Annotated in this window: 23 protein-coding genes; 8 read left to right on the forward strand and 15 right to left on the reverse strand. The window is 57.6% G+C overall.

Features of this window, described 5'->3' with window-relative positions; translation table 11 throughout:
* Window position 1: 1 nt before the first annotated feature.
* The 4 genes from G547_RS0115205 to G547_RS0115220 all read right to left on the reverse strand — a co-directional run bounded on the left by G547_RS0115205 (window position 2) and on the right by G547_RS0115220 (window position 5,986).
* Window positions 2–352: an ArsR/SmtB family transcription factor gene (locus tag G547_RS0115205; RefSeq protein WP_027330590.1), complete on the reverse strand. Its 351-nt coding sequence runs from the start codon at window positions 350–352 to the stop codon at window positions 2–4.
* 142 nt (window positions 353–494) lie between these two features.
* Window positions 495–1,211 (reverse strand): energy transducer TonB, encoded by a 717-nt coding sequence (locus G547_RS0115210; protein ID WP_051235573.1) that lies wholly within the window; start codon window positions 1,209–1,211, stop codon window positions 495–497.
* A gap of 227 nt (window positions 1,212–1,438) precedes the next feature.
* Window positions 1,439–4,210 carry a TonB-dependent receptor domain-containing protein gene (locus tag G547_RS0115215; protein ID WP_051235576.1) on the reverse strand — a complete coding sequence of 924 codons (2,772 nt, stop codon included), beginning with the start codon at window positions 4,208–4,210 and terminating at the stop codon, window positions 1,439–1,441.
* Between the two features lie 108 nt (window positions 4,211–4,318).
* Window positions 4,319–5,986: a hypothetical protein gene (locus tag G547_RS0115220; RefSeq protein ID WP_027330593.1), complete on the reverse strand. Its 1,668-nt coding sequence runs from the start codon at window positions 5,984–5,986 to the stop codon at window positions 4,319–4,321.
* A 336-nt stretch (window positions 5,987–6,322) separates the two neighbouring features.
* On the opposite strand from G547_RS0115220, the gene G547_RS0115225 reads away from it, so the two are divergent.
* The 7 genes from G547_RS0115225 (at window position 6,323) to fabB (ending at window position 13,729) form a co-directional block, all read left to right on the forward strand.
* The gene (locus G547_RS0115225; protein ID WP_027330594.1) at window positions 6,323–7,027 is read left to right on the forward strand and encodes an ABC transporter ATP-binding protein; all 705 of its coding nucleotides are present in this window, start codon (window positions 6,323–6,325) and stop codon (window positions 7,025–7,027) included.
* 1 nt (window position 7,028) lies between these two features.
* On the forward strand, window positions 7,029–8,279 hold the full coding sequence (locus G547_RS0115230; RefSeq protein WP_027330595.1) for an ABC transporter permease: 1,251 nt from the start codon (window positions 7,029–7,031) through the stop codon (window positions 8,277–8,279).
* Window positions 8,280–8,307: 28 nt separating this feature from the next.
* A complete protein-coding gene (locus G547_RS0115235) occupies window positions 8,308–9,558 on the forward strand; it encodes an ABC transporter permease (RefSeq protein WP_027330596.1) in 1,251 nt (416 codons plus the stop codon).
* 53 nt (window positions 9,559–9,611) lie between these two features.
* Window positions 9,612–10,685 (forward strand): efflux RND transporter periplasmic adaptor subunit, encoded by a 1,074-nt coding sequence (locus G547_RS0115240; protein WP_027330597.1) that lies wholly within the window; start codon window positions 9,612–9,614, stop codon window positions 10,683–10,685.
* 101 nt (window positions 10,686–10,786) lie between these two features.
* A complete protein-coding gene (locus G547_RS0115245) occupies window positions 10,787–11,749 on the forward strand; it encodes a polyprenyl synthetase family protein (RefSeq protein ID WP_027330598.1) in 963 nt (320 codons plus the stop codon).
* 102 nt (window positions 11,750–11,851) lie between these two features.
* Entirely contained in the window at window positions 11,852–12,376 is a 525-nt protein-coding gene (gene fabA / locus G547_RS0115250) for a 3-hydroxyacyl-[acyl-carrier-protein] dehydratase FabA (RefSeq protein WP_027330599.1), read from the forward strand.
* 135 nt (window positions 12,377–12,511) lie between these two features.
* Window positions 12,512–13,729, forward strand: a complete 1,218-nt coding sequence (gene fabB, locus G547_RS0115255) for a beta-ketoacyl-ACP synthase I (RefSeq protein WP_027330600.1) — start codon at window positions 12,512–12,514, stop codon at window positions 13,727–13,729.
* Between the two features lie 78 nt (window positions 13,730–13,807).
* Here the strand turns inward: fabB and G547_RS0115260 are convergent, their stop codons facing one another.
* The 3 genes from G547_RS0115260 to G547_RS0115270 all read right to left on the reverse strand — a co-directional run bounded on the left by G547_RS0115260 (window position 13,808) and on the right by G547_RS0115270 (window position 16,693).
* Complete coding sequence (locus G547_RS0115260; protein ID WP_051235577.1) at window positions 13,808–14,677, reverse strand: sugar nucleotide-binding protein; 870 nt, start codon at window positions 14,675–14,677, stop codon at window positions 13,808–13,810.
* A gap of 19 nt (window positions 14,678–14,696) precedes the next feature.
* Complete coding sequence (gene ssb, locus G547_RS0115265) at window positions 14,697–15,242, reverse strand: single-stranded DNA-binding protein (RefSeq protein ID WP_027330602.1); 546 nt, start codon at window positions 15,240–15,242, stop codon at window positions 14,697–14,699.
* 80 nt (window positions 15,243–15,322) lie between these two features.
* Window positions 15,323–16,693, reverse strand: coding sequence for an MFS transporter (locus G547_RS0115270; RefSeq protein WP_027330603.1), 1,371 nt, complete (start codon window positions 16,691–16,693; stop codon window positions 15,323–15,325).
* Window positions 16,694–17,163: 470 nt separating this feature from the next.
* On the opposite strand from G547_RS0115270, the gene uvrA reads away from it, so the two are divergent.
* Window positions 17,164–20,052: an excinuclease ABC subunit UvrA gene (gene uvrA, locus G547_RS0115275; protein ID WP_027330604.1), complete on the forward strand. Its 2,889-nt coding sequence runs from the start codon at window positions 17,164–17,166 to the stop codon at window positions 20,050–20,052.
* Between the two features lie 131 nt (window positions 20,053–20,183).
* Here the strand turns inward: uvrA and rplQ are convergent, their stop codons facing one another.
* The 8 genes from rplQ to rplO form a co-directional block, all read right to left on the reverse strand.
* The gene (gene rplQ / locus G547_RS0115280; RefSeq protein ID WP_027330605.1) at window positions 20,184–20,594 is read right to left on the reverse strand and encodes a 50S ribosomal protein L17; all 411 of its coding nucleotides are present in this window, start codon (window positions 20,592–20,594) and stop codon (window positions 20,184–20,186) included.
* Window positions 20,595–20,675: 81 nt separating this feature from the next.
* Window positions 20,676–21,665, reverse strand: a complete 990-nt coding sequence (locus G547_RS0115285; RefSeq protein WP_027330606.1) for a DNA-directed RNA polymerase subunit alpha — start codon at window positions 21,663–21,665, stop codon at window positions 20,676–20,678.
* A gap of 26 nt (window positions 21,666–21,691) precedes the next feature.
* Window positions 21,692–22,312, reverse strand: a complete 621-nt coding sequence (gene rpsD, locus G547_RS0115290; RefSeq protein ID WP_027330607.1) for a 30S ribosomal protein S4 — start codon at window positions 22,310–22,312, stop codon at window positions 21,692–21,694.
* Window positions 22,313–22,325: 13 nt separating this feature from the next.
* Complete coding sequence (rpsK, locus tag G547_RS0115295) at window positions 22,326–22,721, reverse strand: 30S ribosomal protein S11 (RefSeq protein WP_027330608.1); 396 nt, start codon at window positions 22,719–22,721, stop codon at window positions 22,326–22,328.
* Between the two features lie 55 nt (window positions 22,722–22,776).
* Window positions 22,777–23,133, reverse strand: coding sequence for a 30S ribosomal protein S13 (gene rpsM, locus G547_RS0115300; RefSeq protein WP_027330609.1), 357 nt, complete (start codon window positions 23,131–23,133; stop codon window positions 22,777–22,779).
* 187 nt (window positions 23,134–23,320) lie between these two features.
* Complete coding sequence (rpmJ, locus tag G547_RS23170; RefSeq protein WP_081666256.1) at window positions 23,321–23,437, reverse strand: 50S ribosomal protein L36; 117 nt, start codon at window positions 23,435–23,437, stop codon at window positions 23,321–23,323.
* 22 nt (window positions 23,438–23,459) lie between these two features.
* Window positions 23,460–24,797 carry a preprotein translocase subunit SecY gene (secY, locus tag G547_RS0115305; protein ID WP_027330610.1) on the reverse strand — a complete coding sequence of 446 codons (1,338 nt, stop codon included), beginning with the start codon at window positions 24,795–24,797 and terminating at the stop codon, window positions 23,460–23,462.
* Between the two features lie 10 nt (window positions 24,798–24,807).
* Window positions 24,808–25,242 carry a 50S ribosomal protein L15 gene (gene rplO, locus G547_RS0115310; RefSeq protein ID WP_027330611.1) on the reverse strand — a complete coding sequence of 145 codons (435 nt, stop codon included), beginning with the start codon at window positions 25,240–25,242 and terminating at the stop codon, window positions 24,808–24,810.
* Window position 25,243: the final 1 nt, after the last annotated feature.

A 25,243-nucleotide genomic window follows, 5' to 3' on the forward strand; every position in this document is an offset into this window, starting at 1 on the left:
GTTAACCTTTTTCTTGAGGGGTGCAACAGTCACCCAGAAGGTTCACGACCGGCGCACAAACCTCGGGGTGACCCGCGCAGCAATCGCGTACCAGAAACTGTATCACCGCGCTCATATGGCGAATGTCGGCGCGATAGATGATGGATCGGCTCTGCCGACGGGAAACCACCCACCCTGCCCGCGCCAGCGTCGAAAGGTGCGCGGACATGGTGTTGTGAGGCACGGAGAGCTGGCGCGCGATTTCCCCGGCGGGTAGCCCCTCAGGCTCGTGACGCACCAGCAGACGGAAGGCCTCCAGGCGGGTTTCCTGGGAAAGCGCGGCGAAACTGTCAATAGCGTTTAATACGTCCATATGTCTAAATATATAGACACATTACCGAACCGTCAACGCCTCACGCCAGGCCGGGTATTTCCCATGGATACGCGACCCCAATAAAGAAACCGGCTGCCCTTTCGAGCAGCCGGTGGATCGGCGCGGCTAAACGAGGATCATATTATTGCGGGTAATGCAGCACGGCCACATAACGCATTTTTTCGGGCTTGCCATCGGCCATGCCCGGGATGAACCGGGAGGATTCCAAGGCTTTCTCCACATAGTCGGCATCGCGGCGGTACTTGCTGTGGCTCTCCAGACTGCGGGCAGAGGTCACCCGGCCGCTGTCGTTCACCCAAGCCAGTACGCGGGTCAGCTCACCTTCGTCACTGAAGAAGGGCTGGCCCTCGCTCCAGTCGTTTTTGCGGTAAAGGGAGTACCAGTTGCGGTCATCCAGGCGCTCTTGGGGCGCATAGTACTGGTGCCCGAAATCGCCCTGCATGTGGCCCAGGTTGGGCAGCAGCATGACGGGCGGCTGGCCTTCCAGGTCCGCATATATGACGCGGAACACCATCCGAACAGGCACCGGCTCACCATCGACCTGCGCGGCCGTGAACTGGCGGGTTGCCATCGCCTGCTCCACTTGGTCGCGAAGCTCAGTGAAGCCCTCACGTTCATAGCAGGACACATTGCGGGTAAGGCCGTCGGTCCCGACATCTGTCTGGCAGTATACGGCGGCAACGGGGGCGTCATTGGTTAAGGCTGGCAGCGCGACAGCGGCTTCCAGGTAGCTCAGAGTATCGGCGCCAAAGCCGGCGGGTTGGTATTGCTCGGCTGCAACACTGCCCACTGAACCCAGGCCCAGCGCAACGAGGGCGCTGACTACGACTTTTTTCATGCTCTTATCCTCTTTCATCAGGCATTTTGAGGGTATTCTCAAGACCTATAATGGTGATTACAGGTCCAACGGACGGCGCGAATCCGATCTCCTATGCCCTAAAGAGTAGCATTGCCCTTAACAGGGTTTTGTTAATTTATTGTGACAATCCCGAAATATTTTGTATTTTTTCCAAAAAAAAGCCGCCCAGAGGGCGGCTCAAGCAGCAGAAAAGCTTCCAAGAGGACTTAGAAGCGGTACTGAACACTCAAACTGATGTCCTGGCCCCGTTCCTGCTCGTAGACCACGACACTCTCGGTACCGTTGGCCGTGGAGCGCTCCCGCTCAATCTCCAAGTTCTCATCCAGAAGATTGCTGGCCTTGAACTTCACGGTGAAGTTGTCGGTCGGGTAGAAGGAGTAGGTCAGGTTCAATGAATGGAACGGTTGCTCGTAGCTGTCCGAGGCGCCGTTCCGGCCCGCAAAGAACAGGCGCTCGCTGAACGAGTTGTAGGCGATGGTGGCCGAGTGCATCCCGTTGGGGGAGTCATAACCCAGGATCAAGTTGCTGACCACATCGGAGGCCCCCTGCAGCGGCCGAACCGGGTTGGTCGGGGCATCGGCGTTGTCACCGGCCACCAGCTCCTGATCCATAAAGGTGAAGTTGCCCTGAACGAAGAAGGGGTCCAGCACCGAGGCCACATCACCCAGACTTTTCAGGAACTCCACTTCCAGGCCGTAAAGCTCAGCGCTGTCAGCGTTGTGGATTTCCGCCCGAATATTGTCATCCGCCGCCGCGCCTTCGAACTGCTCGATGGGATCAACAATATCCTTATAGAACAACGACAGCGTGAAATTATCGCCCCCGGAGAAGAACCACTCGGCACGCAGGTCGTAGTTGTCGATCTGCGAAGGCACTACATCGGGATTACCGTTCACTGAAATGTCAGTTATCGGATCGAAGTAACTGGATTGCGAAATTTCCCGCAAGTCGGGGCGAACCGTCGTCTCGCCAAAGCTTGCACGCAGCTGGAAGTCCTCCGCCCAGAAGTCCTGCACCATCCAGGTCAGTGCGACGGAGCTGTACACATCGTCCTCGGCGTAGGTCGCGTTCCGGAAATAGTCGGCCACCTCCATCGGGTCGTCACTTTCGGCTCCCGGGAACTGGCTGCCCTCGTACTCAATGGGCTCCCAAAGGAGGTTTACCTGCTGGTAGTCTTCCCAACGGCTCCCAATAACCAGGCGCCAGGTATAATCCCAGGTAATGTCCACTTGACCGAAGGCGGCATTCACTTTGTTGGCAGCGATGTAGCTGTTGGCGTTTCCGGAGTTGGTTCTGATCTCGAAGTCGTTCTCGGCGTCCAGGATGTTCTGATCCCGGAGGACGCCACTCAACGGTCCTTCCAGTAAGGGATCTGTAGCGCTGATGGAGGTAGACCCGAGGTAAAACTCCAGTTGCTCATAGCTACGGGACTTCTGCCAGTAGTCCGTTCCCCCAGAGAGCTTGACCTCCCAGGCATCCCACTCAAACGGCAGAGTCACTTTCACACCATTACTGTCGACATAGTCCTGCAAGTCGGAGAAACGATAGGTAACAGCGGAGTCGTTGGCGCTGAGAGAGGAACTGATCACCTCTCCTGTTTCGGGGTTGGCGCGCGTATTGCTGAGCGCGTTCACCTCGTTCGGCAGGTCAGTGCTCGCTTCACTCTCAGAGATGTACCACTCGACGCTCAAGCCACGCAGAAGCTCCAGGCTGTCGTCCAATCCTAAAGTTTCCAGGGTATCCCACCCCAACTCGTGTTCGCCGCGGACCTGGTTGACTTTGAGCTCGCGCTGCTCAAAGCGAAGCTCGGTGTTGCGGAACCCCAACCCTTCACTGAGCAGCTTGTTCGCATTAAAGTAATCCCGAACAGAGACTTCATCATCGGTGTTGCGCAACCACAGGCTGGTCGTATCAATACGGTTTTCCGAGTTCAGGCGAAGGCCGAACCCCAGGTTACCGCTTATGTCTACCGACTGAACCGTTTCATCTTCAAAAACGACCTGGTTTTCAGGGTCGCCAAGGCGGCGCTGAGTGACGTTGCGGTTGCGCCATTCTTTGTCATAGGCCGCACCTGCCAGAAAGCCGAATTCCATATCGTTGGGCAAATAAAAGGTGTTGCCAAAGTTTAGCTCTGCTTTCAGGTCCGGGTCTTCATCGGTTTCATAAACGGTGATATCCCGATTCAGCTCGGTCGCCAACTGCCGGTTAATCGCTTCGGCTTCGGCTATGCTCTCCAGAGCATCGATATTCCGAATGTTGTTCGGGCCAAAACTACCACGATACTGGTCCAGCGCCCGATCCAGTCGCGGCGATAAGGCGCGCGTCCCGTCATCGGTGCCGAACTCGTCATCGGCCCCACCGTTATAGGTCAGCAACTCTTCGTTGGCGGTATTGATTCCCGTACCCAGCTCCAGGGAGAATAACGGGCCATCCGGAATACCGGTGGTCCGGATATCCACACTGCCCCCGCCAAAAGCGGCTGGCTTATCGGCTGAAGGGACTTTCTGGACCGCCAGTGACTCAACAATGGAGGTCGGGATAATATCCATGGGCAAAACGTTGCGCGAGAGGTCCGGAGACGGGACCATGGCACCGTTGAGAGTCGTGCTGGAATACCGCTCACCGAGCCCGCGGACGAAAATGAATTTATCGTCGACCAAGGTCACTCCCGGCACACGAGTCAGCGCCAATGCCACCGTAGAATCACCGATGCGGCTGATCTGGTCTGAACCCAGCAAGTCGGTAGCAACGGGCGCGTCCTGCCGCTCCGCTGCCAGACTCTCGGCACCGCTTTGTAAGCGGCCACCCGTGACCAGAAGCTCCTCCATCACCGGCGGTGCGGCCACCGGCGGCTGAGTCGGCATGGAGCTCTCGCCTTGATCGTCCTGCGCGTATACCGGCGCACTGATCATCACGCTGAGCAGGCTTAACTTGAAGCCGGCGCGCACCATTTGATTTGAAAAAAGTTTGCTGTTCATCAGAACTGCCCTATCTAGTGAAGCTTTAACGAGCCGTCTAGCAGAAAGGGCGCCGTAAGGCGCCCTTTCGTTACGGCAATCGAGTCTTTGCGCGTTTGGGTTCGGGGCTTATTCGAACCACAGCGGCTGAGCACGATTGTCGGGGTGCAGGCCGTAAGTCCAGCCGGCGGTCCAATCGTCATCAGCAGTAACGCCACCGACGAAGTCGGCATCGACCGGAGTGACTGTGGTTGCACCACCGTTCACGACCATGTCACCGAGCGGCAGGGAGTAGAAGCCATCCAGAATCGCCAGGTTGACGTCGGCGTCATCAGCCGTGGGGTCTTCGCCTGCGGCGTCGGTTGCCATTACATCGTTGCTGGCTTCCAGGAACGCCTGAACGGTGGTGCCGCCGGGCAATGAACCGCCGTTGGTCAGAGTCGGGCAAGCAATGATGGACTCTTCGATTACCAGGTCACCGTCTTCAGCCGCTTGCAGGCTTTCGTCAGATTCCAGGCGAACACAGTAGTTATTTTCGCCCAGCTCGGCCATGTAAGCGGTGGTCAGGATAGAGTTGCGGATGGTGGGAAAGTGGGCTTCCCGGATACGCCAGCCGTGACCTTCCGCGTGAGTGCCTTCAGCGCTCGGAGAAACGATGCAGGTCAGGTTGTTGATCGTGGCGCGAGAGTTCAGCTGCGCGTCGACGACAGGAGCGATTTCACCTTCACCGTATCCTGAGTAGCTGCCAATACCATCAGATTCAATGCAGTGGTCGCCATCGGCTTCGCTCTGGATGACCAGGGCGTGACTGATCGTACCGCGGTAACCTTCGTCGATGTCGATGGAGTCATCGCGAACATACATTGCCACAAAGTGATCGATATCTACTGCACCGCCGAAGAACTCAATGCCGTCGTCGTAAGTAGAGTAAACCTGCAGATAGCTAACTTCAGTCTCTGAACCAACAGCATTAAAAGAAATACCGTTGAGTTCGTTACCAGGAGACACCTGGGCGCCAGTATGTTTGACGACGAAGTACTTCAAAGAGCCAGAGTTATCGGCGTTATTGTCGCCGCCGAAAAAGGTTTGACCTGCGCCCGCCTTACCTTCCGCCTCATTATGACAGTCGCTGGTTTCCAGACTGTCATCGGCGAAGCTACCGGTGTAAGAACACTTGTTGGTTACGCCAAAACCGTTGATGAGCATACCGCCCCATTCCTGCACATCTTCCGCACCCACGGTACCTTGAACATCAGTCGCGGAAGTCACAACAACCGGCTCACTCGCGGTGCCTTCGGCATGGATCTGAGAGCCTCGGTTGATCACGAAGTAATCGTCGCTCGAACGGAACGCCAAGATCGCGCCGGCTTCCAGACGCAATACAGAACCGTCACCACCCTGTGTGATGCCGGCTGCGGCCATATCGGTGTCATTATCAAAGCTTTGCCCAATCATCAGGCTATCATTGAAAATGTGGGCTCCGTCGTTGGACAGGTCGCCAAACACCAGTTCTTCGCTAGCAGTGTAGGGCTTGCTCAAGCTGACAAAGTCAGTACCGTAAGTACAGTGACGTCCATCATAAGAACCCTGAAAGGTGCTGCCAGCCTGCTCATAGGAGGCGCAAGGGTTGTCGGTCTGGCCGCCGCTACCACCACCGCTGGTGTTATTGTTGCTGCCATCGCCAACAGAGTTGTCTACGGTAGACTGGTTGCGGGCATCGATTTCGATATCGCCGCCGCCACAAGCCGCCAGTACGGCGGTCAGAGCGGTAACGCTGACAAGATTCACAAGTTTCATAGGTTGAGCACTCCTGGTGGATCGCTTTTTTGAAAAACGGTGAATGCCGGCTTATGCCAACACTCCCTAATCGGTCCCGAGTGGGGTCGCCAAGGCGTCCAACTCCCCTCTCTGTGTGGCGCCTATGTTCAACAAGATTTATGAATCTTGGGCGACAGTTTTATGAAGCTTTTATGACGAATCGTAAAGGAGCGTAGAGCCTTTCCCGAAAAGGCCCGAACGGTTAGCAGGCATTAACCCATCAATTAAAAAAGGTAAATGTGGCAGCCAATCCATGGCCATTTCGGGGCGGGGCAGGCAGAATGTTCGCTGACACAATAACGACATCGAATACCTATGATAAAACTCGACAACCTGCACAAGTATTACGGCACCGGCGCTCAGCGACTACACGTGCTCAATGGGATCGACCTTCATATCCGGGAGGGGGAGCTGGTGTCCATTATGGGCTCCTCGGGCTCGGGTAAATCCACGCTGCTCAATATCCTGGGGTTGCTGGATCAGTACGACGAAGGCCGCTACGCCCTGGCGGGCCAGCCCATGGAGCGCCTGAGCGAAAAGCAGGCGGCCCAGTACCGCAACCGGATGATCGGGTTTGTCTTCCAGTCCTTTAATCTGCTGCCCTTCAAGAATGCGCTGGAGAACGTCTCACTGCCGTTGTATTACCAGGGCATGAGCCGAAAGGCGCGCAGCGAGCAGGCCAGGCACTATCTGGAGCAGGTGGGGCTGGCTGACCGGATGACCCACATGCCCAATGAGCTCTCGGGGGGCCAGAAGCAGCGGGTGGCTATTGCCCGGGCGCTGGTGACCCAGCCCAAGGTGATACTGGCCGATGAGCCGACCGGGGCGCTGGACAGCGTCACCACCGGGGAGGTCATGGAGTTGCTGCACCGTATCCATGGCGAGGGCAATACCCTGGTGATCGTGACTCACGAGCCGGAGATCGCCGCCCAGACCCAGCGCCAGATCACGCTGAAAGACGGCCGAATCGTGGCTACCCCCGACGGCATCGCGCCCTCCGCCACCGAAGAGCCCGCCTGAGATGATCGACGGGCTGCAAGAAATTCTCTATACCATGCGCCGCAACAAGCTGCGCACCGGGTTGACCGCTTTCGGGGTGTTCTGGGGTATTTTTATGCTGGTACTGCTGCTGGGTGCCGGCCGGGGCATGCAGAACGGCATGGAGCGCCGGTTTATGAATGATATGAGCGACACCATCTGGGTACACGCCGGCAAAACCTCCATTCCCTATCAAGGCTTGGGGACCGAGCGCCAAATTACGCTGACGCAAGAGGATATGCGCGCAATTGAACAGTTGCCCGGCGTACGCTTTCTTTCCAGTGAGACGCCGCTCGGGGCCTTCCGCCAGGCCAGCGCCAACATCGTGGTGGGGGACCGCTCCGGATCCTTTGGCGTTATTGGGGTGGCCGACGAGTACTTTGATATCAAGGCCAATATCGACTTCCCCGGCGGCCGGAAACTGCACCTGCTCGACGCCGAGGAGCAACGCAAGGTAGCGGTGATCGGCACCACGGTGCAGCAGGCCCTCTTCCCGCCCGGTATCTCCCCGCTGGGGCAGGACATCCGAATCAACCGCGTGACCTTCACCGTCGTCGGCGTCTTCTATGACAGTGGCCGGGAGGGCCGGATGTCCGAGCGTATCTACCTGCCGCGCAGTGCCTTTGGCCAGACCTTCGGCGGCGGCGAGCGCGTATCGGTGATCGCTTTACGTCCGGAGCCGTCAGTGGACAGCTACGCCCTGGAAGAGCGCGTGAAGGAACTGCTGCAGCGGCGCCACCAAGTGGCCCCCGAAGATCGTCAAGCCATTCGCCTGCACAATATGGCGCGGCAGGCGGAACACTTTAATCAGGTATTTGCGGGCCTGAACGCCTTTCTCTGGTTCGTCGGTCTGGGCACCCTGACAGCGGGCATTGTCGGGGTGAGCAACATCATGATCATTACGGTGAAGGAGCGTACTCGGGAAATCGGCGTGCGCAAGGCCCTGGGAGCCCGACCGGCGGGCATTGTCGGTGGCCTGTTAATGGAGTCCGTTCTGATTACCGGCATTGCCGGCTACACCGGTCTGGTGCTCGGCGTCGGGCTGTTGGAACTGGTGAGCTACGGGCTCAACGCCCTCAACCTGCAGTTGGACTTCTTCGCTCAACCGGAGGTCGATTTCCAACTGGCATTGACGGCGCTTGCGCTGCTCGTTGGCGTGGGTGCACTGGCAGGGTTGGCGCCGGCGCTAAAGGCGGCGGCCATTTCGCCGGTCGAAGCCATGCGCGCCGATTAGCCGCACTATCAGAAGGAAGCGGGAACTGATGTTCGATCTGGAAAAGTGGCAGGAGATCATTGCCACCCTCAAGCAGCACAAGTTGCGCACCGGCCTAACGGCGTTCGGGGTGTTCTGGGGCATTTTTATGCTGGTCCTGTTGCTGGGCGCCGGCCGTGGACTGGAGAACGGGATGACGGCCAACTTCGGGCAGGTCACCAATTCGGTCTTCCTCTGGTCTGCCCGGCCGACCCAGATCCCCTATGCCGGCTTGCCCAAAGGCCGGCGCATTACGCTCAAGCCGGCCGATGCCGAGCTGATCCGAGCCCGAATGGACGATAAGGTCGACATTGTCGCCGGGTTCAATCGATTGGGAGGCTGGGGCAACGAGCAGTACATCGCCCGGGGCGACACCAGCGGCACTTTCACCGTACGCGGCTCCCACCCCGGCATGGCCTACCTGCACTCGCTGGATGTGACCGGTCGCTTTATCAATGAACGGGATCATCGCGAAAAGCGCAAAATCGCGATCATTGGCCGAGGCGTTCAGCAGGTGCTGTTCGCGCCCTGGGAAGAACCCATCGGGAAGAATATCAGTATCCACGGTATCAACTTCCTGGTGGTGGGCACTTTTACCTCTCTGTCCACCGGAGATAATGCCGTCAACGAGGAGGAGGCCATTTTCATCCCCAACCGCACACTGCGCTACGCCTTCAACCAGGTGGGTTGGGTCGGCAACCTGACCATCGTGCCCAAACCCGGGTACCACGCCTCCGATGTGGAAGAGGAAGTAAAGGCCCTATTGCGCGACTACCACAGAGTGCATCCCGATGACCAGGCAGTATTCGGAAGCTGGAATATGCAGGCCTTTTACGATCGCATTCAAAGCCTGTTCACCGGCATACAGGCGTTCAGTTGGCTGGTCGCCATCGGGACCATATTGGCCGGCGCCATTGGTGTGGGCAACATCATGCTGATTGTGGTGAAGGAGCGCACCCGGGAGATCGGATTGCGCAAGGCTCTGGGGGCGACGCCGATGTCCATTGTGAGCATGATTGTGCTGGAGGCGTTGGTGATTACCGCCTTCTCCGGCTACCTGGGTCTGGTGGCGGGCGTGCTGACGCTGGAGGCCGCCAGCGCCTATCTGCCGGGGGCCGGAACCTTCAGCCACCCGGAAATCGATTTTTCCACGGCCATTATCGCCATTGTCATTCTGATTTTGTCCGGCCTGCTCGCCGCACTCTTGCCGGCAGCCAAGGCGGCCGGGGTCGACCCCATTACCGCGCTTCAGGACGAGTAAATGCACTCACCGATATCGCTTGATAAAAACGAGTACCCTCACAAGGAGAACCCATGAAAAAACTGCTCTCAATCGGCACGCTGGTATTGCTGCTGGGGCTGTTTATCGGCACCACCTGGTTTTTGTATCAAAAGTCCCAGGAGGCGCCGGTGGTCTATGAAACGGACACCCCCTTCCGCACCGACATTGTCAACAAAACTGTGGCCATTGGCACCATCGTGCCGCGGCGGGAAATCAATATTAAGTCCCAGGTCTCGGGCGTGGTCGACGAGCTGTATCTCAACGGCGGTGAGCGCATCAAAGAGGGCGACTTGATTGCGCTGATCAAATTGATCCCTGACATGGAGCATCTGAACCAGGCCCGCTCCCAACTGGAAAGCGCGCGGATCAACCTACGCAACGCCGAGCGAGAGCTGGAGCGACAGAAGAGTCTGTTTGAGCGCAAGCTGATCTCAGAGTCCAACTACAATCAGTTTTTACTGGAATACGAGCTTCGCCAGGAGGCCGTGACGGCGGCCGAAAATAATGTATCGCTGATTACCGAGGGTGCCACCACCTCGGCCGACCAGACCTCCAACCGGGTGCGCGCGACCTCCGACGGCATGGTGCTGGATGTGCCGGTCAAGGAAGGTGTGTTTGTGATTGAGTCCAATACCTTTAACGAAGGCACGACCATCGCCATCATCGCGGATATGACGGACCTGATTTTTGAGGGCAAGGTGGATGAGTCCGAGGTGGGCAAGTTGCGCGAAGGAATGGAGCTGGTGCTGAACATCGGCGCCCTGGAGGGAGAAACCTTCCCCGCCACCCTGGAGTACATCTCTCCGAAAGGGCTGGAGGAAAACGGGACCATCAATTTCGAGATCCGGGCGGCGATCACTCTGGATGAAAGCGACTTCCTCCGGGCCGGCTACAGCGCAAATGCCGATATCATTCTGGATGAAAAGCAGGACGTACTGGCCATCAATGAGGGCAACCTGCTGTTTGAGCAGGGTGGCACCTTCGTGGAAGTGGAGGTGGGGGAGCAACAGTTTGAGAAGCGTCCGGTGGAAACCGGTATTTCCGACGGCATCAATATCGAAATTGTCGAAGGGCTCAGCCTGGAGGACAAGATCAAGAGGCAATAACCTCAAACCATTCGCAACCCGGTAAAAAGTGGCATTCTTGACAGCGCCCCGTCCGCTGCCTAGGATGCCAATCCGTTATGAACCACAGAGCCAGACTGCCCATGCTGCCTTTCCATCAGGTTGTCGCCGACGACTTTGAAGCCGTTAACCGGCGCATCATCGAACAACTCCATTCGGACGTCGAGCTGGTGGAAAACATCGGGCACTACCTGATTGAAGCGGGCGGCAAGCGGCTTCGCCCCCTGATGGTGCTACTGACCTGCCGGGCACTGGACTATAAGGGCCGGGACAACCTCGACCTGGCCGCCATTATCGAATTCATACATACCGCCACCCTTCTTCACGACGATGTTGTGGACACGTCCGAACGTCGACGTGGGCGCATTACCGCCAACGCCCAGTGGGGCAATGCACCCGCGGTGCTCGTGGGAGACTTCCTCTATTCCCGAGCTTTCCAGATGATGGTGGCCATCGGCAGCATGGACATCATGTCCGTACTCTCGGAAACCACCAACCGGATCGCAGAGGGCGAAGTGCAGCAGTTGGTGAATGCGAAAGACCCGGCGGTCACCGAGAGCAATTACTTCTCGGTGATCGATAAAAAAACCGCGATTCTGTTTGCCTCCGCCTGCGAGGTCGCCGCAGTGCTCTGTGAGGCAGATGACAGCCAACGTCAAGCATTGCGGGCCTATGGGCACCATGTGGGCATGGCGTTTCAACTGGTGGACGACGCACTGGATTATCAGGGCAATGCGGACACGCTGGGCAAAAACGTGGGCGATGACCTCGCCGAGGGCAAGCCCACGTTGCCCCTGATTCACGCCATGCAGACCGGCAGCGCGTCACAGAGCCAATTGGTGGCTGACGCCATCCGCGCCGGAGATGCCAGCAAACTGCCGGATATCCTCGCCATCGTCAATGAAACAGGCGCCATGGAGTATACCCTGGAGCGCGCCCGCGCTCAGGTATCCTGTGCTCTGACACAGCTTGCGACCCTGCCCGACAATTCCTACACTCAGGCTATGGCCGAAGTGGCGGAGTTCGCCCTGGCCAGGACTCACTAGACAAGCTCCCCACAGTCGGTAGAATGGCGACCTTTGCCGCCTTGCGGCGATGTGCCAGGTGGCCGCCAAGCGGCTGATATCGACTGTAACAGAGCCCTGATTATGAACGCCTTTGCCCAGAAAAACGCCTACAGCCGTGACGAACTGCTTGAATGTGGCCATGGCCGCCTGTTCGGCCCCGGCAACGCCCAACTGCCTGTACCCAACATGCTCATGCTGGACCGTATTGAGCATATCAGCGAAACCGGCGGTGAATTCAATAAAGGCGAAATTATCGCCGAACTCGATATATCGCCGGATCTGTGGTTTTTTGACTGCCACTTCCCCGGTGACCCGGTCATGCCCGGTTGCCTTGGGCTCGACGCCATGTGGCAGTTGGTGGGTTTTTTCTTGGGCTGGAAAGGCAACCCCGGTAAAGGGCGCGCTCTGGGCTGTGGTGAAGTCAAGTTCACCGGCCAGATTCTGCCGACCGCCAAACGAATTACCTATCACATCAACCTGAAGCGGGTGATTGAGCGCAAGCTGATCATGGGAATCGCCGATGGCCGCGTCTCCGTCGATGGCAAGGACATTTACTTCGCCAAAGATCTGCGCGTCGGCCTGTTCCAGAACACCGATTCCTTCTAAGCCGGTCGGCCAGGCTCGCTCTGGCACTAAACTTTCCTTTTTGGTGCGGGTCCAAGCTCGCCTACGGAAAGGCGGTTTGTATGGCATAATAACGCCCACTGCTTCCGCTACAATCAAGAGATAAAGAGGTAGCCTATGAAACGCGTTGTAGTTACCGGCATGGGTATCGTGTCCTGCTTAGGTAATGAGATTGCCACCGTACTCGAGGCACTGCGCGCGGGACGTTCCGGTATCAAGTTTCAGGACAGCTATGCTGAAAAAGGATTCCGCAGTCAGGTGGCGGGTTCCATTGATATCGATCTGAAAGAGCGCATCGACCGCAAGGTACTGAGATTTATGGGAGATGCGGCGGCCTTTGCCTACATCTCCATGGACCAGGCCATTGCTGACGCAGGCCTGGATGAGTCGTTGGTCTCCAACGAACGTACCGGCATTATTATGGGTTCTGGCGGCGCCTCCTCCAAGAACCTGGTGGAAGCGGCCGATGTGCTGCGAGAGAAAGGCCTCAAGCGCGTTGGGCCTTACCGCGTCACCCAGACCATGGGCAGCACCACCTCGGCCTGTCTCGCCACCCCGTTCAAAATCAAGGGGCTGAACTACTCCATCTCCTCCGCCTGTGCCACCAGTGCCCACTGCATCGGTAGCGCAATGGAGCAGATCCAGTTGGGCAAACAGGACATTGTCTTCGCCGGCGGCGGCGAAGAGGAGCACTGGACTCTGACCAGCCTGTTTGACGCCATGGGTGCCCTTTCCACCAAGTACAACGACACCCCGGAAAAAGCCTCTCGCGCCTACGATGCCAGTCGTGACGGTTTTGTGATCGCCGGTGGCGGCGGCTGCCTGGTGTTGGAAGAGTACGAGCATGCCAAGGCGCGCGGCGCCAAGATTTACGCCGAGTTGGTCGGTTACGGCGCCAACTCCGACGGCTATGACATGGTGGCTCCTTCCGGTGAAGGCGCCATTCGCTGCATGAAGCAGGCTCTGGCGACCACCGACGGCCCCGTGGATTACATCAACTCCCACGGTACCAGCACCCCCGTTGGGGATCTGGCCGAGCTGAAAGCGGTGCGAGCCACGTTCGACGGGAAGATTCCAGCCATCAGCTCCACCAAATCCCTCACCGGTCACTCTTTGGGGGCCACTGGTGTGCAGGAGGCGATCTACAGTCTGCTGATGATGGAGAACGACTTCATTTGCGCCTCCGCCAATATCGAACAATTGGACGAGGAGGCCGAAGGCCTGCCCATCGTCACCGAGCGGCAGGACAATGTAAAACTCAACCGGGTCATGTCCAACAGCTTTGGCTTTGGTGGCACCAATGCCTGCCTGGTCTTCCAGCGCATGGCCGACTGAGGCGTTGCCCACCTCCCATAAAAAAAGCGCGGTCAATATGCCGCGCTTTTTTATGGAGGCCCATTCACCCAACCCGCTTCATCCCGTCCGGTCGTGAAGCCATTGTTTGATCATTGGCACCAAATAAGGCTCCCAAGAACGCTGCTGAACGCCGAAGCCATCTCGTAGCCGGCGTACAGCCAGCACCGCGCTCACCGGTTCATCCGACGGCAGGCTGTCAGTGGTCTCCATCCCCTTGGACAGGGTATCGGGCAAGGTATCCAGTTGTCGCAACACCTCCACCACCCGATCGACAAACTCCGCCTCAGTGCAGGCCTCCCGGCTGGCGTAGTGCATAACGCCCCAGTTCTGGGCTCCGCAGCTAATCTGCTTGATCACCCCGACCAGCACACGGGCCACATCGGACAACGCTGTGGGAGCGCCGCGCAGTCGAGTGTTGGCCACCAGCTCTCGATTTTCAAAGATCGCCTGTAGCAAACGGGTCAGGCGGTTGTTGCCGTGACTGTCAATCAGCCAGCTCAGACGCAACACCACCCGCTCGGCAAGCGCCTCGTTCACGGCCTCTTCGGCAGCCAACCAGGCCCGTCCAGCCTCGCTTTGCGGGGAGGGCTCATCACGCTCGGCGTGAGTGCTTTTGTTATCGCCACCGAACACCTGATAACTGGAAAGCTGGATCATGGGGATGCCCCGCTCGTGACACACGGTCGCCATCGTCGCGGCAGAGGTGGCAATCAGGGCGCACTGGGCGGTATCGGGGCGATCGGCCCAGCCGAGGGTATTGATCACCAGCTTGGGCGGCTGATGATCGAGGCAGGCGCGCACTTCTCCAAGATCGGTCCAATCGGGACGGGCCGAGCTCAAAGCAATCAACCCAAAAGGCTCGCGCTCAAGCTCATGCTCAAGCGCACGCCCCAGGGCATTGGTAGCATCGGTTAACAGCAGTTTCAAAAGTGGAACTATCCTGCCGTCAGAACGGAATATCGTCGTCGAAACTGTCAAAGCCTCCGGCCGGCTGCTGCTGGCCGCCACGGGGCGCTGAAGAGCCACCACCGCCCTGCGCCGGGCCACCACCCTGGCTTGCGCCGCCGTAACCGCCACCCTGAGGCGATGAATAGTCATCAGAGGGGCCAGACTGCTGGTTATTGTAGCCACCACCAAAGCCACCCTCGCCGCCACCACGACTGTCGAGCATCTGCATTTCGTTGGCCACGATTTCGGTGGTGTACCGATCCTGACCATCCTGACCCTGCCACTTACGGGTGCGCAGAGAGCCCTCGATATAGACCTTGCTGCCTTTCTTCAGGTACTCGCCCGCTATCTCCGCCAGACGATTGAAAAAGACGCAGCGGTGCCATTCCGTGCGCTCCTGAGGCTGACCAGTCTGCTTATCCTTCCAGGTTTCCGAAGTGGCCACATTGATGTTGGTGACCGCGCCGCCTGAAGGCATATAACGGGTTTCTGGGTCTGCCCCCAGATTGCCAATCAGGATGACTTTGTTGATTCCCCGAGCCATGGTTTTCTCCTACGTAAAAAATCGTGCAAATGGCCGCTAGGATACACCAGCGGCCCCCCGACTGTCAGGCGATGATTGGATCACTGCGGCCGCACGCACTGTTCCGCAATTCTGGCAAGCTGCTTTCGGTCCACTCGCCGCGGGTCGACCTTAAGATAGGCGGTGCCTTCGCTCTCCACCACAACCACCTCTTCCACACCGGCTACGTCCAGTAACTGCTCGGTGAAAGAGTCGCTCACCCGCCCATGAAGCGGCATCAGAAGGCTCGCCAGATACCGGGGCGGCCGCATGCCCCAAGCCGTCCCTGCCCAGAGCACTACCAGCAACACTGAGAGCATCGATACGCCGGCGACACCGCCGTGCTGGAACACCAGCCCCCCAAGGGCACCCCCCAGGAACGCACCCAGAAACTGACAACTGGCATAAATACTGGTGGCCGTCCCCTTGCCCCCGGCCGGCGCGGTCTTACTGACCAGAGAAGGCAGGCTCGCTTCGAGTAGGTTGAAGGCCATAAAGAAAGCAAACAGCAGCCCCAGCACCGCCCAGCGAACCGAGACCATCGGCATGATGGCCAGAGACAGCCCCAGGAGCACAACCGCCCCAAGAAACACCGGCTTCATCTGACGACGCTTCTCCCCAAAAATGATGAACGGCAGCATAGCCACAAAAGCACCGGCCAACAGCGGCAGGTAAACCAGCCAGTGAGTCCCGCGGGCGATTGCCAGCTCAGACTCCAGCCGCATGGGCATCACCAGGAACAGCGCCATAAGCACAAAGTGGAGGACAAAAATGCCCAGGTTCAGACGCAGTAACTCACGGTTGCCCAACACCTGACGGATCAACTCAGGCACAGCGCCCACCTCCCGCCGCCGACGCGGCGGCCGCCGAACCGTGGGGACCAGCTTCCAGAGCACAAACAGCCCCACCAGACCCAACGCAGCCGTCAGCCAGAAAATGGCCGACATTCCCCCCCAGGCCGCCAGTAGAGGCCCGAGCACCAGCGCCAAGGAAAAGGAAACGCCAATGGCGCCCCCAATGGTGGCCATGGCCTTGGTGCGGTTTTCCTCGGCGGTCAGATCCGCCATCAGTGCCATCACCGCCCCAGCGATGGCGCCCCCGCCCTGCAGTAGGCGCCCGAGGACCAGTTCGTAGACGGTATCCGCCTGGGCGGCAAGGGCGCTGCCGAGTGTGAATACTAACAAACCAGCCGCGATAACGGGCTTGCGACCGATTCGGTCGGAGAGAATGCCGAAGGGGATTTGCAATAGCGCTTGGCTGAAGCCGTACGCGCCCAGTGCCAGCCCGAGCAGCATGGGACTGGAGTAGAGGTACTGGTCGCCGTAGAGAGTAAGCACGGGGAGCACCATAAACAGCCCGAGCATGCGGAAGGCATACAGCAGAGCCAGAGAAACCACGGTGCGGCGCTCGAAAGGGGCCTGGACGATAGGCAAGGATCGCTCCTGGTTTGCGTGATTAATTGGGAGGCGGATTCTAACACACTGGTTGGGGGGTGCTTCTTGGTTGGTTCTCCATCTAGTCCGGCCAGCGAAGGGGTGCACCATTGGGAGACCCGCCGTAAACCCATCCATGGGGGCTTCTCATCGGCATCCATGCCTCAGAGAGTCTCCCAATGGTGCACCCCTTCGCTGGCCTCTGTGCCATTTTTAACTCTGTCGGGCTGCGCTCTTAGCCCGCTATTGGCAATGAGGCTTGGGGTGAGGTATACCCGTTGAAGACTCTCTGAGGCATGGATGCCGATGAGAAGCCTACAGGGATGTATTCACGGCGGGTCTTCAACGGGTATACCTCACCCCAAGCCGGACTCGACGCCCCAAATCAACTACATTCCTTTACAGGCTAGATGACCAGACCCTGGGTGGTTTGCGTATAATGGTGAGTTTTGGTGATTTCGGGAGTAACGATGGATACCATTCAGGTTAGAGGCGCGCGTACTCACAATCTCAAGAACATCGACCTCGACATCCCGCGGGACAAACTCGTCGTCATTACCGGCCTGTCCGGCTCGGGTAAGTCCTCACTCGCCTTCGACACCCTCTACGCCGAAGGCCAGCGTCGCTATGTGGAATCCCTCTCCACCTACGCCCGCCAATTCCTCTCCATGATGGAAAAACCCGACGTCGACCACGTCGAAGGCCTCAGCCCCGCCATCTCCATCGAGCAGAAGTCCACCTCACACAACCCACGTTCCACGGTCGGCACCATTACCGAAATCTACGACTACCTGCGCCTGCTGTTTGCCCGGGTCGGCGAGCCTCGCTGCCCGGTTCATGGGGAGCCACTCTCGGCCCAGACCGTCAGTGAAATGGTCGACACCGTCCTCGGTCTGCCCGAGGGCACCAAGCTCATGCTTCTGGCGCCGGTCATCCGCGACCGCAAAGGTGAGCACTTACATATCTTTGAACAGTTGAAACGAGACGGTTTTATTCGGGCGCGAGTCGACAACATCCTCGTGGACCTGGATGACCTGCCAAAACTGGACAAGAAAAAGAAGCACACCATTGAAGTCGTGGTCGACCGATTCAAAGTCCGCCCTGACCTGCAAACGCGGCTCGCCGAATCGTTTGAAACCGCCCTGAACCTGACGGAAGGACTGGTGGCCATCAGCTTCATGGACGGCGAGGAGGAAGATCGGGTGTTCTCGGCCAAGCACGCCTGCCCGGTGTGTGATTACAGCCTGAGCGAGCTTGAGCCGCGCCTGTTCTCGTTCAACAACCCTGCCGGGGCCTGCCCGACCTGCGACGGCCTGGGAGTCAAACAGTTCTTTGATGAATCCCGTGTGGTACAGAATCCGGATCTCTCCCTGCCCGAAGGGGCGATACGGGGCTGGGACCAACGCAATATCTACTACTTCCATATGCTCGATTCACTGGCCGAGCACTACGGCTTCGAAATCGACACTCCCTGGAAGAAACTCAAGACCAAAGACCGCCGTGTGGTGCTATATGGCTCTGGCGATGAGGAACTTGACTTCAGCTACATCAACGAACGGGGGGATGTGTACCAACGGCGCCACCGGTTCGAGGGCATTCTCCCCAATATGGAGCGACGCTACCGGGATACCGAATCGTCCTCCGTGCGGGAAGAGCTGACCAAGTACCTCTCTACCCAGGCGTGCCCCGAATGCAATGGCGCGCGCTTGCGCGAGCAGGCCCGCAATGTGTTCGTCGATGAGCGCACCCTTCCCGAGATGACCGAGTTGCCCGTGGGCGCTGCCTATGATTACTTCAACCTGCTGAGCTTCACTGGTAGCAAGGCGAGTATCGCAGAGAAGATCCTGAAAGAGCTTCGAGACCGCTTTCGCTTTCTGGTGGATGTAGGGCTTAACTACCTGACCCTCAGTCGCAGCGCCGACAGCCTATCCGGTGGCGAAGCCCAGCGCATCCGGCTCGCCAGCCAGATCGGAGCCGGTCTGGTGGGCGTGATGTACATTTTGGACGAGCCTTCAATCGGCCTGCATCAACGCGATAATGAACGCCTGTTGCGAACACTCACTCACCTGCGGGACATTGGCAACAGCGTAATCGTGGTAGAGCATGATGAGGACGCCATTCGCCAGGCTGATCATGTCATCGACATTGGCCCCGGTGCCGGCGTGCACGGCGGTCAGGTCATCGCCCAGGGCGATGTCAACGCGATCATGGAGGCCAAAGGCTCCATCACGGGGGAATACCTGAGCGGCAAACGTGAAATTAACGTGCCTTCGGAACGACTGCCGATGGACCCGGCGCGCCTATTGACCATCCGGGGCGCCACCGGCAACAACCTCAAGGGGGTCACTCTGGAGCTGCCTGTAGGCCTTATGACCTGTGTCACCGGCGTCTCCGGTTCTGGCAAGTCGACGCTGATCAACGCCACCCTCCACCCGCTGGCTGCCAGCGCTCTCAATGGCGCCACCACATTAAAACCTGCGCCCTATGAATCCGTCGATGGACTGGAGCTGTTCGACAAGTGTGTCGATATTGACCAAAGCCCGATCGGCCGCACGCCGCGCTCCAACCCTGCCACGTACACGGGGATATTTACGCCCATTCGAGAGTTGTTCGCTGGAACACAGGAGGCTCGCTCACGCGGCTATAAACCCGGTCGTTTCAGCTTTAACGTGCGCGGTGGTCGTTGTGAGGCCTGTCAGGGCGATGGCGTCACAAAAGTCGAGATGCACTTTCTCCCCGACGTCTATGTGCCCTGCGACGTCTGTAAAGGCAAACGGTACAACCGGGAAACGCTCGAGGTGAAGTACAAAGGAAAGAATATACACGAGGTCCTGGAGCTGACGGTGGAGGAAGCGCGGGAGTTTTTCGATGCTATCCCCGCAATTGCCAAAAAGCTCCAGACACTGATGGATGTGGGGCTCTCTTACATTAAATTGGGGCAGGCCGCCACCACGCTTTCCGGAGGCGAGGCGCAGCGGGTGAAGCTCTCCCGTGAATTGTCCAAACGAGATACCGGACAGACTCTGTACATCCTGGACGAGCCCACGACCGGCCTACACTTTTACGACATCGAGCAACTACTGGCGGTCCTCCACCGTTTGCGCGATCACGGCAACACCGTCGTTGTCATCGAGCACAACCTGGATGTGATAAAAACCGCAGACTGGTTGATTGACCTGGGGCCGGAAGGCGGTTCCGGGGGGGGCGAGATCATAGCAACCGGCACACCAGAGGAGGTCTCTGAGTTGGGCCACTCCTACACCGGGCGCTTCCTGAAACCCATGCTCACTATCGCTCAGACAAGAAAAAAGGGCCGAGCCAAAGCCACTAAAGCTTCATCGCCCGCCAATTCGTCCTGACTCGGCGCTCAATATTTCCTGTTGAACCTTATACCTCAAAAAGCAGACACAAAAAAGCCAGGCAGCGCCTGGCTTTTTTGATGTTTCCGCCCTCAGCCGAACAGCGACCAAGGTCGGGACGACCAAAGACTTTACTCTTCGGTTGCTTCCTTCGCTTCTACCGGCTCATCCGCGGCTTCAACCTGCGGGCGATCCACCAGTTCGACATAGGCCATGGGGGCCTTGTCACCGGCGCGAAAGCCGCACTTCAAGATGCGAATGTAACCACCGGGGCGAGCTTCGTACCGGGGTCCGAGCTCGGCGAACAGCTTACCAACTGCCTCTTTATCACGCAGGCGGCTGAATGCCAGGCGGCGATTTGAAACGCTGTCCTTTTTCGCCAAGGTAATGAGCGGCTCGGCGACGCGACGCAGCTCTTTAGCCTTGGGCAGTGTAGTTTTAATCAGCTCGTGCTCTACCAACGACGCAGTCATGTTGCGAAACATGGCTTTGCGATGAGAGCTATTACGATTCAGTTGACGGCCACTATGACGATGACGCATGACGCTAAACCCTTCACTAACGATCGCTTCACAGCGATCTCGTTAACCGCCGGCGTCCGCCGGCGACGAAACAATATTGAATCAGTCTTCGTTCTTCAAGCTGGCCGGCGGCCAGTTTTCCAAACGCATACCGAGCGACAGACCGCGCGATGCCAACACATCCTTAATTTCGGTCAGAGATTTCTTACCCAGATTCGGCGTCTTCAGCAACTCGACTTCAGTACGCTGAATAAGATCACCAATATAGTAAATGTTCTCTGCCTTCAGACAGTTGGCTGAACGAACAGTCAGTTCCAGATCGTCCACCGGACGCAGAAGAACCGGATCAATCGCTTCTTCTTTCTCTTCCGGAGTAGATTGCTTTTCTGCTTCCAAGTCGACAAACACCGCCAACTGCTGCTGCAGGATGGTTGCCGCGCGACGGATCGCTTCTTCGGGATCAATGGTACCGTTGGTCTCAAGATCCAGAATCAGTTTATCCAGGTCAGTACGCTGCTCAACCCGAGCGCTTTCCACAGTGTAAGCCAAACGACGAACCGGACTGTAGGTCGCGTCTAACTGCAAGCGGCCAATAGCGCGACTTTCGTCCTCGTCGTGACGACGGGCATCAGCCGGCTCGTAACCGCGACCGCGAGCAACGGTCAGACGCATGTTCAGTTCAGCGTTTCCAGTGATATGGGCAATCACGTGTTCGGGGTTCTTCACCTCGATATCGTGATCAACCTGAATATCACCTGCCGTAACCACACCGGGACCCTTCTTTTTCAGGGTCAGAACGGCGCGATCCTTACCGTGCATGACGACTGCCACGTTTTTCAGGTTAAGCAGGATTTCAATAACGTCTTCCCGCACACCTTCAATGGCACTGTACTCGTGCAATACACCGTCAATCTCGGCTTCAGTAACGGCACAGCCCGCCATGGAGGAGAGCAGAATACGCCGTAGGGCATTGCCCAGGGTGTGACCGAAACCGCGCTCAAGCGGCTCCAACACCACGCGAGCGTGGGTTGGACTGTTTTCGGTCACATCGATATGACGCGGAGTCAAAAATTCGTTTACTGCAGTCTGCATAGCCACACCTGTTAGCGGTTAGTCCCTTACTTGGAGTAAAGCTCGACAATAAGGTTCTCGTTGATTTCAGCGGGCAACTCACTGCGATCGGGAACTCGGGTGAAAACACCTTCTTTTTTATCCGCGTTCACATCGATCCACTCGACATTGCTGCGCTGGCCGGCAAGCGTCAGTGCGTTCTGAATACGCAACTGGTTCTTGGCCTTCTCGCGCACTGCAACGACGTCACCTTCCTTCACCTGGTAGGAAGGGATGTTCAGAGTCTTACCGTTAACGCTGATCGCTTTGTGGGTTACCAACTGGCGAGCTTCCGCGCGAGTGGAACCAAAGCCCATGCGATAAACGACGTTATCCAAACGGCCTTCCAGCAACTTCAACAAATTCTCGCCGGTAGCGCCTTTACGACGAGCGGCTTCTTTGTAGTAGCTGCGGAACTGCTTCTCCATCATGCCGTAGGTGCGGCGAACTTTCTGCTTTTCACGCAGCTGAACACCATAGTCCGACAGACGGCCGCGACGCTGACCATGCTGGCCGGGAGCGGTTTCCAGTTTACACTTTGAGTCCAATGCGCGCGCACCACTCTTGAGAAAGAGGTCGGTGCCTTCGCGGCGGGACAGTTTACATGTAGGTCCTATATAACGAGCCATTATCTATATCCCCTTACACTCGACGTTTCTTGGGAGGACGGCAGCCGTTGTGCGGAATCGGCGTAACGTCGACAATGTTGGTGATTTTATAACCAACATTATTAAGTGCGCGAACAGCGGATTCGCGCCCGGGGCCGGGGCCCTTCACTTCTACGTCGAGGTTCTTCAGACCGTATTCTTTCGCTGCCTCACCGGCACGCTCCGCCGCCACCTGGGCCGCAAACGGAGTGCTCTTACGAGAACCACGGAAGCCGGAACCACCCGAGGTAGCCCAGCTCAGGGTGTTCCCCTGGCGGTCGGTGATAGTGACAATGGTGTTATTAAAAGACGCGTGGATGTGGGCTACCCCATCGACCACCGTCTTCTTGATTTTCTTTTTCGTTGCGGTTTTATTACCTGGCTTCGCCATAGCAATCTCTTCCTAACCTGTAGTTACCGTACTTTGAATGACTGGCGCAGCGCGATTAGCGTTTAATCGGCTTACGCGGGCCTTTACGAGTGCGAGCGTTGGTTTTGGTACGCTGACCATTCACCGGCAAACTGCGGCGGTGACGCAAACCCCGGTAGCAACCCAGGTCCATCAAACGCTTAATATTCATCGACACAACGCGGCGCAAGTCACCCTCTACGGTATGCTTGCCCACCTCGGCGCGGATAACGTCGAGCTGTTCGTCGGAAAGACTGCCCATTTTGACATCTTCAGCGATGCCTGTAGAGGCACAGATCTGCCGAGCAGTGGTACGGCCGATCCCATAGACATAAGTCAGGGAAACAACCGCATGCTTGTGATCTGGTATGTTTACACCAGCAATACGGGCCATTCAAAATACTCCAGTAACTCTAAATTTGCAGCGCTGACGGCGACCTGCGCCACCCAACACCCTCGAAAGGCGCGCAAGGATAGCGACAAAATCACCAAAAATCAATAGCCCGAAGATTTCTCTCCGGACGACAGTCAACGCCCCCTACTGAACAACCCGCCCCTGGAGGGGGCGGGCCGGTCAATTCTTAACCCTGCCGCTGCTTGTGGCGAGGCTCGGCGTGGCAGATTACCCGCAGAACACCGTTGCGCTTAACCATTTTGCAGTTGCGGCAGATCTTTTTAACAGAAGCACGAACTTTCATGATCCTACCCTAAGTGTGGGGATTAGCGAGCGTTGCCGCTGCCGTATCCCTTCAAGTTGGACTTCTTCATCAGTGACTCGTACTGATGAGACATCAAGTGCGCCTGGACCTGGGACATAAAGTCCATGACCACCACTACGACAATCAGCAGTGAGGTGCCGCCCAGATAAAATGGCACGTTGGCGGCCACTACCAGGAACTGCGGCATCAGGCACACAGCCGACATATAAACAGCGCCCACCACGGTCAGACGGGTCAGCACACTGTCAATATAGCGAGCCGATTGCTCACCCGGGCGAATACCCGGAATGTAGGCACCGGACTTCTTCAGGTTATCTGCCACTTCCTTCGGGTTGAACATCAACGCTGTGTAGAAGAAGCAGAAAAACGAGATCAACGCCGCGAACAGCAGAATATTCAATGGCTGCCCGGGACCGATCGCCAACGCCAGATCCTGAAGGAAATCGCTGGCAATGCCATCTCCACCCTCACCGAACCACTGCGCGATTGATGCAGGGAACAGCAAGATACTGCTGGCGAAAATCGCGGGAATCACACCCGCCATATTAATCTTCAGCGGCAGATGGCTGGTTTGCGCTGCGTAGGCATTGCGGCCCTGCTGGCGCTTGGCGTAGTTCACCGTGATTCTACGCTGTCCTCTTTCGATCCGGACAACACACCAGATAACCGCCAAGCCAATCACCGCAATGACCAGCAGTACCAACAGGTGAAGATCACCCTGTCGCGAACTCTCGAACGCCTGGCCAATAGCACTGGGCAGTCCAGCCACAATACCCGCGAAAATCAGCATGGAAATGCCGTTGCCGATACCCTTCTCGGTAACCTGCTCACCCAGCCACATCATGAAGACCGCACCGGTCACCAGCGATGTAACGGCAACGAAGTGGAACGCAAAGTCCGCTTCCCCACCATAGGCAAAACCGGAGAAACTCACCGACATTGCCATCGCCTGAACGGTAGCCAGAAGCACCGTACCGTAGCGGGTGTACTGGTTGATCTTCCGTCGGCCCGCATCCCCTTCCTTTTTTAACTGCTCAAGGGAGGGCGTTACTGCGGTCATCAGCTGCATGATAATCGACGCAGAGATGTAGGGCATAATACCCAACGCCAGAATACTCATGCGCTCCAAGGCACCGCCGGAGAACATATTGAACATTCCCAGAATGGTACCCTGATTCTGATTGAACAGGTTCGCAATCCGCTCTGGATCCAAACCCGGAACCGGAATATGGGTACCGATCCGGTAGACTACAATCGCCACGAACAAAAAGCGCAGGCGAGCCCACAGCTCGCCCAGACCTTTCTGATTCGCCAGCGATGGATTGCCGGGAGTTGCCATTTGGCGCCCCTTACTCTTCGACTTTCCCGCCAGCCGCTTCGATGGCAGCCTTGGCACCTTTGGTGACAGCCACACCTCTAACTGTTACCGCCTTTTTGAGCTCACCTGAGGCGAAGATCTTGGCGCGCTTCATACTGGCACCAATCACGTCAGCCTGCTTCAGAGTCTCGATATCTACCGTGTCGCCTTCGATCTTGTTCAGTTCGGAAAGGCGCACTTCAGCAGTAACCCGACCAATACGGGAACTGAAGCCATACTTCGGCAGACGTTTCTGCAGCGGCATCTGGCCGCCTTCAAAACCCGGAGCAACCGTACCGCCGGAGCGGGACTTCAAGCCTTTATGACCGCGACCAGCGGTCTTACCCAGGCCACTACCGATACCACGACCCACACGCTTTTTGCTGTGGACGCTACCGGGGGCGGGGCTCAGCGTATTAAGACGCATG

Origin of the sequence: Marinimicrobium agarilyticum DSM 16975, from assembly GCF_000423345.1 — a bacterium.
GTDB lineage: Bacteria > Pseudomonadota > Gammaproteobacteria > Pseudomonadales > Cellvibrionaceae > Marinimicrobium > Marinimicrobium agarilyticum.

Excerpts from the sequence above, each read along its gene's own strand:
- rpsK (WP_027330608.1), bottom strand. The coding sequence starts at position 22,721 with ATGGCGAAGCCAGGTAATAAAACCGCAACGAAAAAGAAAATCAAGAAG.
- rplO (WP_027330611.1), bottom strand. The coding sequence starts at position 25,242 with ATGCGTCTTAATACGCTGAGCCCCGCCCCCGGTAGCGTCCACAGCAAA.
- secY (WP_027330610.1), bottom strand. The coding sequence starts at position 24,797 with ATGGCAACTCCCGGCAATCCATCGCTGGCGAATCAGAAAGGTCTGGGC.
- G547_RS0115240 (WP_027330597.1), top strand. The coding sequence starts at position 9,612 with ATGAAAAAACTGCTCTCAATCGGCACGCTGGTATTGCTGCTGGGGCTG.
- rpsD (WP_027330607.1), bottom strand. The coding sequence starts at position 22,312 with ATGGCTCGTTATATAGGACCTACATGTAAACTGTCCCGCCGCGAAGGC.
- rpsM (WP_027330609.1), bottom strand. The coding sequence starts at position 23,133 with ATGGCCCGTATTGCTGGTGTAAACATACCAGATCACAAGCATGCGGTT.
- G547_RS0115225 (WP_027330594.1), top strand. The coding sequence starts at position 6,323 with ATGATAAAACTCGACAACCTGCACAAGTATTACGGCACCGGCGCTCAG.
- uvrA (WP_027330604.1), top strand. The coding sequence starts at position 17,164 with ATGGATACCATTCAGGTTAGAGGCGCGCGTACTCACAATCTCAAGAAC.
- G547_RS0115210 (WP_051235573.1), bottom strand. The coding sequence starts at position 1,211 with ATGAAAAAAGTCGTAGTCAGCGCCCTCGTTGCGCTGGGCCTGGGTTCA.
- G547_RS0115230 (WP_027330595.1), top strand. The coding sequence starts at position 7,029 with ATGATCGACGGGCTGCAAGAAATTCTCTATACCATGCGCCGCAACAAG.
- G547_RS0115245 (WP_027330598.1), top strand. The coding sequence starts at position 10,787 with ATGCTGCCTTTCCATCAGGTTGTCGCCGACGACTTTGAAGCCGTTAAC.
- G547_RS0115235 (WP_027330596.1), top strand. The coding sequence starts at position 8,308 with ATGTTCGATCTGGAAAAGTGGCAGGAGATCATTGCCACCCTCAAGCAG.
- G547_RS0115220 (WP_027330593.1), bottom strand. The coding sequence starts at position 5,986 with ATGAAACTTGTGAATCTTGTCAGCGTTACCGCTCTGACCGCCGTACTG.
- G547_RS0115285 (WP_027330606.1), bottom strand. The coding sequence starts at position 21,665 with ATGCAGACTGCAGTAAACGAATTTTTGACTCCGCGTCATATCGATGTG.
- fabB (WP_027330600.1), top strand. The coding sequence starts at position 12,512 with ATGAAACGCGTTGTAGTTACCGGCATGGGTATCGTGTCCTGCTTAGGT.
- rplQ (WP_027330605.1), bottom strand. The coding sequence starts at position 20,594 with ATGCGTCATCGTCATAGTGGCCGTCAACTGAATCGTAATAGCTCTCAT.
- ssb (WP_027330602.1), bottom strand. The coding sequence starts at position 15,242 with ATGGCTCGGGGAATCAACAAAGTCATCCTGATTGGCAATCTGGGGGCA.
- G547_RS0115215 (WP_051235576.1), bottom strand. The coding sequence starts at position 4,210 with ATGAACAGCAAACTTTTTTCAAATCAAATGGTGCGCGCCGGCTTCAAG.
- fabA (WP_027330599.1), top strand. The coding sequence starts at position 11,852 with ATGAACGCCTTTGCCCAGAAAAACGCCTACAGCCGTGACGAACTGCTT.
- G547_RS0115205 (WP_027330590.1), bottom strand. The coding sequence starts at position 352 with ATGGACGTATTAAACGCTATTGACAGTTTCGCCGCGCTTTCCCAGGAA.
- rpmJ (WP_081666256.1), bottom strand. The coding sequence starts at position 23,437 with ATGAAAGTTCGTGCTTCTGTTAAAAAGATCTGCCGCAACTGCAAAATG.